Raw genomic sequence first — 9,380 nt, forward strand, 5'->3', positions numbered from 1 at the left:
ACGACCGCAGGCCGGCTCGCAAACTGTATCGCCTTATGCTGCGTGGTGGCCTGGCGTATCTCATGGATAACAATGCTCAGGCGTGAATTACCAGGGACGTCGCCTTCTACCGTTTTTACAGATGTGGAACGCCAAATACTCGAACAGTTCACACCCATACGCAAACTCAGCACTTCACCAGACCTGGATTTTTACATCCGGGCAGTCGCCAGACTGGGTGGTTACCTTGATCGCGCTTCCGATGCTCCGCCCGGAACAACTGTTATCTGGAGAGGAATGTCTCGCCTGGCAGATATCGTTACAGGTGCTCTCTCCTATCAAATTACAGAAGAAAAAATTTATGGGTAACTGCAAGCCGATGAGCCCAGACCTGCAAGCGTGATGGACAGGGCGGCAGCCTTTGTGAACAACTGCGCCTGTGCGGGAAGAAGAGTCCTGTAGGCATGCGACATGGTCTGTACTCCTTGTTACGATGTCGGACCGTAAAGAGCGCAAGAAACCGTACCGTCCTGGGACGATAATTTTATTTTCTGTTATTTTATAGTATGGGCAGAATATTGAATTCCGCCCGGATAATACTGTCAGTATTTTTTGTAAGGCAGGAATTTTCCGGAAATATTCACATGGACCCGGTCACCCGCCGGATCGGGTTCGCGTTCGATATGCATCTTGAAGTCAATGGCGCTCATGATCCCGTCCCCGAACTCCTCATGGATCAGTTCCTTGATGGCGGGACCATAGACGCTGATCATTTCATACCAGCGGTACAGCAGCGGATCATCCGGCGCGCCGCCGCCCAGCGTGCCCTTGTAGGGCACGGTCTGCAGCCACGCCAGGGCTGAGGGATCAAGGTCAAGCAATGCGACAAGGGCCTCGGCCTCTCCTTTGCTGAAGGTCATCTGGCCAAAACAGGCCGCCGTGGTCCATTCCTTGCTCCGGCCCACGGCCGTTGCTACATCCGCCCAGCGGATGCCTCTGGCCACGCGCGCGGCAATGATGGCATGCGTGACCTCTTCACGGCTTTCGAATACAGGCATGGTCATTTCCTTTCATGACGTCAGTTTTCGCCCTTGCTGACCAGCGCGGAGCGGCGGACCAGAAAGTCGACAAGGTGGTTGCGCAGATCGTAAAACCCGGTTTCATGATGCATGCTTTCCCGTGTCCGGGTGCGGGGCAACGGGTTGTCGATGCTTTCCGCCAGACGGGCATCAGGCCCGTTGCTCATCAGTAAAACACGGTCCGCCAGCAGGATCGCTTCATCAACATCATGCGTGATCATGAAGACGGTCTGCTGCGTGCGGGCGCAGATCTGGAGAAGTTCCTCCTGGATCAACCCGCGTGTCAGGGCATCCAGTGCGCCAAAGGGTTCATCCATCAGCAGCATGCGGGGTTGCGTGCAAAAGGCGCGGGCAATCCCCACGCGCTGGCGCATGCCGCCCGACAGTTCGGCCGGCTTCTTGTCCAGCGCGTTCCGCAGGCCGACCAGATGCAGGTAGTATTCGGCCTTTTCCTTTATTTCGGTACGTGAGAGGGTGGGAAAGCGCGACCGTACGGCAAAGGCCACGTTCTGCACCGCACTGAGCCACGGCAGCAGGACATGGCCCTGAAAGACGACACCACGCTCCAGACCCGGGCCATTGATCTCGCACCCATCCATGATGACCGTGCCACCGGACGGCTGTTCCAGCCCTGCCAGGATATTGAGTATGGAGCTTTTGCCGCATCCCGAATGGCCGATCAGGCAGACGAATTCACCGGGCTGGATCGTGAACGACACATCGGAAAATACCGGTGGTCCGCTATTGCCATACCGTTTTTCCAGCATGGAGACCTCAACCAGCGGCCGGGATGTGTCATGGGCCATGGTGGTTGGTGCCAATGCGTTATCATTCGGCATAGGTCACGCTCCTCTGCAGGGCCGCCAGCGCGCCGTCCAGCACCATGCCCGTAAAACCGATCAGCAGGACCGCCAGCAGCACGTTGGAAAGGGACAGGTTGTTCCACTGGTTCCACACGAAGTAGCCAATGCCCGAACTGCCCACCAGCATCTCGGCCGCGACAATGGCAAGCCACGCGATCCCCAGCCCGATCCGCATGCCGGTAATGATGGTCGGTGCCGCCGCCGGCAGCAGGACGAACAGCACCCTGCGCGCCCAGCCGACTTCCAGCGTGCGGGCGACATTCAGCCATTCCCGGCGCACGCTGCCGACACCAAAGGCCGTGTTGAGTACAATGGGCCACAGGGAACAGATGAAGATGACAAAAATGCCGCAGCCTTCTGCATTGCGGATCGTGTAAAGCGCAAGCGGCATCCATGCCAGAGGCGAAATCGGGCGCAGGATCTGGATAAACGGGTCAACCGCGCGGCGGATGACGGGACGCAGCCCGATCAGGAACCCCAACGGCACTGCAACCACAACCGCCAGCCCGTATCCGATCGCAACACGCAGCAGGGACGCGCCAACCTGCCAGCCAATGCCCCGGTCACTGGGGCCATTATTATGAAACGGCGCGTGCAGGGCCTGCAGGGCGGATGCGACAAAGCGGGCCGGGCCGGGAAAGCCTTCCCGGGTCTGGGTCGTACCCGGGGCGTGGCCCATCAGCATCTGGTATTCCGCATTGCCCTGCGGGATACCGTATGGAGACCGTTCGGGTGCGGACGCGGTGGAAAGCTGCCAGACCAGCAACAGCCCCGCGAAAAGGGCAAGGAAAAGGAAAAAGGCCCGACGGCTTTCTACTGAAATCATGGCGGCTATCCCTGATTGAAGAAAGACGGATGGTCAGGATCGAAATGCTGTCCCATGATATTGAAGGAGGGCCAGTTGTTGCCCCCATCCGCAGGCTGGGGGAGGTTCATGGCCTGCGCCTGCTGCCTGACCGTATCGATCAGGAAGACCTGCTGGGCCACGTCGCGGTAGTCCACCGGCCCCTTCAGGTATCCCCACCGTTCAAACTGCGACATGATCCATACCGCCATGGACGGATAGGGGTAGGGCGAATAGGCCGCCCGACGCGGATTGTCGCGCACCACGCCGAGGCCATCGGCGTAATGCCCAGTCAGGCTCTGGCGAATGACCAGTTCGGGCTGATTCAGGTAACGCGGCTGGGCCATGATCCGTGCGGCCTGCGCGCGGTTGTCAGGCTGCTGCATGAAATCGGCGGCGCGGATCATCGCGCGCTGCAGGGCGGCGGCGGTATTGGGGCTGGCGTCCATGAATGCCGCCGTCATGCCGAAGGCACAGCACGGGTGGCCGTCCCATATCTCCGCTGTCAGGATATGTATGAAGCCCACTTCCTCGATGACCGCGCGCTGGTTGAAGGGCTCTGGCCCCAGGAAACCGTCAATATTGCCGGCCCGCAGGTTGGCGACCATGTCTGGCGGGGCGGTCACGCGCAGGGTCACGTCATGGTCCGGGTCCAGCCCGTGCCGCGCCAGATAGGCGCGCAACAGCAGGTTGTGCATGGAAAACTCAAACGGGATGGCGAAGGTCATTCCCTTCCACTGCCGCGGATCGCGCCGGTCATGATGGCGCAGGGCAAGGGTGATGGCCTGCCCGTTAAGATTCTGCATGCTGGCCACGCGCACGGCATGCGGCGCATTGCCGCCCAGCCCGAGCGAAAGCGCCAGCGGCATGGGCGAAAGCAGGTGAGATGCATTCAGGTGACCATCGAGCAGCCGGTCGCGGACCAGCGCCCAGTTTGCCGTTTTCTGCAGTTGTACCCGTAATCCTTCCTGTATGAAGAAGCCCTGCGCTTCCGCCATGATCAGCGGTGCGGCGCAGGAAATCGGGACAAACCCGATGGTGACATCGGCCCGTTCCAGCGGGCCTGCCGGCACTGCCGCACGCAGCGGGGACGGCAGGCTGCCCAGCACCGTTCCCGCTGCCAGCGCGCCCAGCACCGCCCGGCGGCCAATACGCGCGGGCGGGGCATGTACGGCACCGCAGCCGCACACCGCCCCGGCCGGAACAGCGGGGGCGCACTGCAGCAGGGTGGCGCGCGGTGGGCGCAGGAAGGAAAATCCGCTCATCACGATACCTCCAGCCGCGCTGTCGTGGCGCTGCCACGGCGTTGTTGCATGACAAGGCGTTCGGTCGTGTCCGTCACGACTTCCCATGGCGCGGCCGGGTCGGGCGTGCCGGTCAGTTCCAGCGGGGCCACCCTGCTTTTCAGCCGCACTTTCGGCGGCTGGTGGGCATACCCCGCATGGCGCAGCCCCAGGATTTCGTGCGCAATCGTATCCGCCTGCGCGGCAATCGGGCCGATATAGCGACAGGGCTGGCCGTGGATGCTGATGCAGTCACCCAATGCATAGATATCGGTCTGGCTGGTACGCAGCGTTGCCGGTTCAACCACAATGCCGTTATCCGTATCCAGCCCCGCCGTATGGGCCAGATGCAGGTTGGTTTCCAGCCCGATGGCGGCAATTACGATATCGGCTTCACACAGGGCAGGGTGGCCTGATGTCACAACATTTACCCCCACCGTACGTTCTGGTTTCGTAACGTTATGAACGAAAGTATCGTTCATGACATGAATCCCGGCATGCTCCAGCCGTGCGCCAAGACGCCGTCCCGCCGCGGGCGGCACAAGACCATCCAGCGGATAGGGGCCGCGACCGATCAGCGTGACCGTGTGCCCGGCCGTGGCCGCATCTTCCGCCAGTTCGCATCCGACCAGCCCAGCGCCAACCAGCACGATGCGCCGTGGCGTGTCGCCAATGCTCCGGCGCAGCCTTAGCCAAGCCGACAGGGAATTGACCCGCCACACCAGATCCGCCGGCAGGCTGGGTACGCGCACGGGCTGCGCGCCCTGCGCCAGAACCAGCGCGCCATATCGCAGCGTGCCCCGCGTGGTGCGCAGCCGGTGTGCGTGCGGATCGATGCCGGAGGCGAAGGTCCCGCCCATCAGCGTGATCCCCATGCCTGCGGCCGTATCCGCACCCTGACCCTGGCACAGGCTGGTTGCATCCAGATTGCGTGACAACGCCACGGACAACTGGGGCTTGGCGTATAGGTCACCCGCGCACCCGGTGACCAGTGCGATCCGTGCGGACGGACTCAGGGCGCGCAGGCGCTCGGCCACCGCCCAGCCTGCCGTGCCGCCCCCTACGATCACGGCGTCCCATACGCTGCGGGCAGTAACGGATATGTCGGGCGTCGTCCCGGCCGTAACGGCGGCAGCCGGCAGGACATAGGGTTCGAAATCTGCCTTGGTCACGCCACACAGGGGACATGCCCAGTCATCGGGGATATCATCAAACCGCGTTCCGGGCGGCAGGCCGCCATCGGCGTCCCCCAAGGCTTCGTCATAGATCCAGCCACAGACCCGACAGATGAATTTGCGGTAGGGAATCATGCGGGCAGTTCCTCCGTCATGAGCCGCGCCATTTCCAGACGCAAGTGCTTGATCGCGGGGGTTACGATTGCCACGAACTGCGCTTCCCGGACCCGGCGCTGCGGGGCGGCAGTGCTCAGATACCCCCGTGCCCCCTGATGCAGCAGGGCAGACTGCGACGCGCGCAGCGCCAGTTCGGAGCCATGGGCCCGCACGTCCAGCACATCCAGCAGGTATGATGGGTCCGTCTCGGCCGGTGTACGCGCCAGTTTCAGGGCACGTTGTGTAAAGGCATCCAGTTCGGCCTGCATGGTGTCCGGCCGGTCTTCGAGGAAGCGGTTGACATGGCCAAGCTGGGGTTCAACCTCCAGCATGGAATCAATGCATCCCTGCACGACACCGGCCGCCATGCCGGCCTGTAGCAGGATGAAGGGCGCCTTTATGACGCTGACCAGCGGCTGGGCCGGCACGGCAATGACATCGTGCGCGGGCAGGAAGTAATCATCGAGACGGATGCTCCATGTACTCGTGCCTTCCATCCCGGAAAAATGGGGGCAGGGGCGAAGCGTCGCCTGTCCATCGAAACGGAGCAGGAACAGGATCTCGCGCCCTTTCTGTCCGTCTATCCGGGCCATGGCGCCACAATACTGCCCCGGCGCGATATGACTAACCCACGGCAGCACCCCGCTGACACGATAGCCACCCGGCGCCGGCGTGGCTTCAAGCGCCATGCGCTCGATCCCGGCCAGGGCCTTCATGGGGTTGGACAGCGCCGTGCCGCCAAAGCTGTGCCCAAGGGCATGGGTGGACAGCAGTTCCATATTGAGTGCGCTATTGGGCGCTTTTTCGAGATAAAGGCCACAGACCATGTGGCACCACATAAGGAAGCCGGTTGCACCACACTGGCGGCTGACGGTGGCCATGGCCTGAATGGCCAGGCCAAAATCCGCCCCATTGCGCTGGAGATGGGGGGCCAGCGCCCCCGCTTCCCCCAGCGTGCGCAGGATTTCGAGCGGATAATGACCGTTCAGGTCAATATCCGTCACGATTGCAGCCAGCGGCCCCCGTGCGATCTCGTCAACGCGCTGGAGAAGAGACGTATCCGCCTGAACGGCCTGTGTCATGTTCCGGGCTGACATGGAAAGACGGTCTCCTTTTACCGGCATGCGGTGCCATAAAACTCAGTCTGCAAGGCTGATCGTCATGGGAACGGGATTGCGCATCGTATTGGCAACGGGGGAGAAATAATTGGCATGCTGCACGATGGCATCCAGTGCCTCACGCGGGGCATCGCCTTCCACCGCCACTTTTACGCGAATGCGCTGGAAGCCCATTTCCTCGGGCTTGCGCTCAGCCCCACCGGCACCCCATGCCGCCGTATTGCTAATGTCGCCTTCCAGCCAGAGTTCCAGCTTGCTCAGCTTTACTTCCCGGTATGTGGCAACCGCCGTAATGCCGACAGCCAGGCAGCCGCCCAGTGCGGATAGGACGATCTCACCCGGGGCCGGGGCCGTGTTCTGGCCAAACAGATGAAGCGGTTCATCCACCACTACCGGGGCATGCTGCCCGACATAGCTGAGCGTGCGGTACTGGCCTTCGCACACGGTATGGACCTTGTTCGTGCCGAAGTTATCGGGGTTGTTGCGCCCTTTTTCTGCAAAACCCAGCAGTCCGGTCCGGTCGATGGGACGCAGATAGGTGGAAACAGTTTTTGTATCGGACATGTTATTTGCAACTCCTGTTAAGAAACACTTCATCCGGGTTGACGAGATGACTTTCCCCAGTGGCGGGAAACGTCTCAAGAAGTTTTTTGATTTTTTCTAAAGTGCTATTTTTACAAAGGATTTTTTCAGGAAGTCAGCGTGCGGCAACTAAATTGTCGACATTGATCACATTGTCACACAGTTCAGACCAGATTGCGCCTTTTCCATAACGTATCCTGCGCTCTGCCCGTTCTGATCTACGCAGCGGACACCCGGATGGGAAATAGTATCAGCACATGCCTGGTTATGGCCGGACAAAACGCTATGGACGTTCTGCATGAAAACCGGATGATGCTGTGCTATCAGATGCAGCCCTACGGGAAGGGCGTTAGTCTCAGCAGGATATCCATACGCCTGGGACGGCCATCTGAATGGCAAACGAAAACAACCATTATGCATAGTGCATAAACCCAAAACCAACCATAAACACCAATTAAATATGTTAAACCACAGAGAGCCACAAATTGATAGTGCTCATATCGTGGATTATGTAAATTTCATATTGAGCGATTAAATATGATATGAATCGAAACTATCGTTGATAATGCCCAATTCCGCGCATTGAATGGCAGGATATTCGGCAAATTTCCACCCTGCAGAGCGTGGACAGACGGGTATAGCGATCCATCTGAACAAGGATAGTCCCATCATGTTTTCCATTGATAATAAAAGATATTCTCAAAGAGCAGAAAAGATGCTCTTTTCAGGACAAGCCTGTTTCTGCTGGCAGCAGTCGCTATTTAACATAAATATATGTATATTATTTCAGTGCCACGGCAATCCATGCGGCCGCGATTAGCCGATACCGACCGGATGGCTGGCCTACCCTCCTGTCCGTTTTGGTGACTGAAAAAACATCCACCGGCGACTGCGTCGCTGGTGCGAAGGCGGCGTAATCGAACGGATTTTCCGGCATCTGGCCGCCGATCGTGACAACGAATACATGATGATCGACAGCACGATTGTCCGGGCTCACCAGCACAGTGCGGATGCCCGTAAAAAAGGGGCGCGGATCAGGCCATCGGGCGGTCCCGTGGCGGACTGACTTCGAAAATCCACGCCATTGTCGATGCCGCAGGAAAGGCGGTTGCGCTGTCCCTGACGCCCGGGCAGAGAGCGGACATCACGGAAGCAGACCCCCTGCTGGATGAAGTCGACCCTGCAGCCTTTATCGCCGACAAGGCTTATGACTCCGATCCGCTTATCGAAAAGATCGAAGAACGGCAGATCGCACCGGTTATCCCTTCAAGGAAAAACCGACGCGATCCACGGAAAATCAGCTCCCATCTCTACAAAAACAGAAACATCATTGAACGTTTCTTCGCCAGGCTGAAGCAGTTCAGAGGCATTGCAACACGCTACGACAAGCTGAAGTCAACATTCCTCGCAGCAGTGCAACTCGTTTCCGCCATCATCGGAATTAACTGACGACACGCTCTAGCACTACAGTTGCAGTTTATTTTCCGGCCAGGAAAACAAAAAAATTGCGGTTTTTCTCGCCGTAGACAGCCTGAAATTCGAGCCTTCTGGAAAGTATGGGAGCCACGAACAATTAACGAACAAAAACAAACTACAACTGTAGTGCTAGTCACCTGGAACTGAAATAAGCATCCTTATATGATATTCCTGTCGCACTGACGGGAGCATAACGATGGCAGGACGACAGGCAGGTCAGGTGGCGCTGAGTCCGCAGGCGCGGACGTTTCTTGAAGGGCAAGTCCAGCGTCACAAGGCACCACGGTCGTTGTCGGATCGCTGCCGGATGTTTCTGCTCTGTGCCGAAGGCTTGCAGAGCAAGGAAGTTGCTGCACGCCTGGGAGTGCATGAGCACACCGTCGGCAAATGGCGGCGGCGGTTTGTCGAAGATGGCATCGAAGGCCTGACCGACGAATATCGGGCCGGCCGGCCCCGCACGGTGTCGGATGCGCAAGTTACGCAGGTTATCGAGCGCACGCTGAACACAACGCCCAAAGACGCGACGCACTGGTCGATCCGTTCCATGGCTGCCGAGATCCGCCTGTCGCATACGACCATCCGCCGGATCTGGAGCGCCTTCGGCCTGCAACCGCATCGGGCCGAAACCTTCAAACTGTCGACGGACCCGCTATTTGTCGACAAGGTTCGGGATATTGTCGGCCTTTACATGTCGCCGCCGAACCGTGCGATCGTGCTGTGTGTCGACGAGAAATCCCAGATCCAGGCGCTGGACCGCGAACAGCCCGTCCTGCCCATGGTACCGGGCGTGCCGGAACGACGTACCCATACCTATCTCCGGAACGG

The 9,380-nt window shown here is 59.4% G+C and carries 9 protein-coding genes and 1 pseudogene; 3 read left to right on the forward strand and 7 right to left on the reverse strand.

Annotated features, from left to right (window positions below):
- On the forward strand, nucleotides 1-348 hold a 348-nt coding region (locus GEU01_RS24750; protein WP_269719771.1), incomplete at its 5' end, for an IS4 family transposase.
- Between the two features lie 233 nt (nucleotides 349-581).
- Here the strand turns inward: GEU01_RS24750 and cynS are convergent.
- From cynS to GEU01_RS17385, 7 genes are read right to left on the reverse strand one after another with little or no spacing between them, the layout of a single operon-like run.
- A complete protein-coding gene (gene cynS, locus GEU01_RS17355) occupies nucleotides 582-1,037 on the reverse strand; it encodes a cyanase (protein WP_456303523.1) in 456 nt (151 codons plus the stop codon).
- A gap of 20 nt (nucleotides 1,038-1,057) precedes the next feature.
- Complete coding sequence (locus GEU01_RS17360; protein ID WP_049976635.1) at nucleotides 1,058-1,897, reverse strand: ABC transporter ATP-binding protein; 840 nt, start codon at nucleotides 1,895-1,897, stop codon at nucleotides 1,058-1,060.
- A complete protein-coding gene (gene ntrB / locus GEU01_RS17365; protein WP_007396452.1) occupies nucleotides 1,887-2,747 on the reverse strand; it encodes a nitrate ABC transporter permease in 861 nt (286 codons plus the stop codon). The genes GEU01_RS17360 and ntrB overlap by 11 nt, the downstream gene beginning before the upstream one ends.
- Before the next feature lie 5 nt (nucleotides 2,748-2,752).
- Nucleotides 2,753-4,030 (reverse strand): CmpA/NrtA family ABC transporter substrate-binding protein, encoded by a 1,278-nt coding sequence (locus GEU01_RS17370; protein ID WP_019087096.1) that lies wholly within the window; start codon nucleotides 4,028-4,030, stop codon nucleotides 2,753-2,755.
- A complete protein-coding gene (locus GEU01_RS17375) occupies nucleotides 4,030-5,358 on the reverse strand; it encodes an FAD-dependent oxidoreductase (protein WP_019087097.1) in 1,329 nt (442 codons plus the stop codon). Before GEU01_RS17375 ends, GEU01_RS17370 begins: the two co-directional genes overlap by 1 nt.
- Complete coding sequence (locus GEU01_RS17380; protein WP_019087098.1) at nucleotides 5,355-6,476, reverse strand: acyl-CoA dehydrogenase family protein; 1,122 nt, start codon at nucleotides 6,474-6,476, stop codon at nucleotides 5,355-5,357. Before GEU01_RS17380 ends, GEU01_RS17375 begins: the two co-directional genes overlap by 4 nt.
- 42 nt (nucleotides 6,477-6,518) lie before the next feature.
- Nucleotides 6,519-7,061 carry an OsmC family protein gene (locus tag GEU01_RS17385; protein ID WP_019087099.1) on the reverse strand — a complete coding sequence of 181 codons (543 nt, stop codon included), beginning with the start codon at nucleotides 7,059-7,061 and terminating at the stop codon, nucleotides 6,519-6,521.
- Between the two features lie 868 nt (nucleotides 7,062-7,929).
- Here GEU01_RS17385 and GEU01_RS24755 point away from each other — a divergent pair.
- Together GEU01_RS24755 and GEU01_RS17395 are read left to right on the forward strand one after the other, a co-directional pair.
- Nucleotides 7,930-8,528 (forward strand): annotated as a pseudogene (locus GEU01_RS24755) (IS5 family transposase); the annotation flags it as partial.
- Between the two features lie 223 nt (nucleotides 8,529-8,751).
- The coding region (locus GEU01_RS17395) for an IS630 family transposase (protein WP_042710927.1) at nucleotides 8,752-9,380 on the forward strand (629 nt) is incomplete at its 3' end.

It is taken from the genome of Komagataeibacter europaeus LMG 18890, assembly GCF_000285295.1.
Taxonomy (GTDB): Bacteria; Pseudomonadota; Alphaproteobacteria; order Acetobacterales; family Acetobacteraceae; genus Komagataeibacter; species Komagataeibacter europaeus.

Coding starts and splice junctions, on each gene's coding strand:
- cynS (WP_456303523.1), bottom strand. CDS start 1,037: ATGCCTGTATTCGAAAGCCGTGAAGAGGTCACGCATGCCATCATTGCC.
- GEU01_RS17385 (WP_019087099.1), bottom strand. CDS start 7,061: ATGTCCGATACAAAAACTGTTTCCACCTATCTGCGTCCCATCGACCGG.
- GEU01_RS17370 (WP_019087096.1), bottom strand. CDS start 4,030: ATGAGCGGATTTTCCTTCCTGCGCCCACCGCGCGCCACCCTGCTGCAG.
- ntrB (WP_007396452.1), bottom strand. CDS start 2,747: ATGATTTCAGTAGAAAGCCGTCGGGCCTTTTTCCTTTTCCTTGCCCTT.
- GEU01_RS17360 (WP_049976635.1), bottom strand. CDS start 1,897: ATGCCGAATGATAACGCATTGGCACCAACCACCATGGCCCATGACACA.
- GEU01_RS17375 (WP_019087097.1), bottom strand. CDS start 5,358: ATGATTCCCTACCGCAAATTCATCTGTCGGGTCTGTGGCTGGATCTAT.
- GEU01_RS17380 (WP_019087098.1), bottom strand. CDS start 6,476: ATGTCAGCCCGGAACATGACACAGGCCGTTCAGGCGGATACGTCTCTT.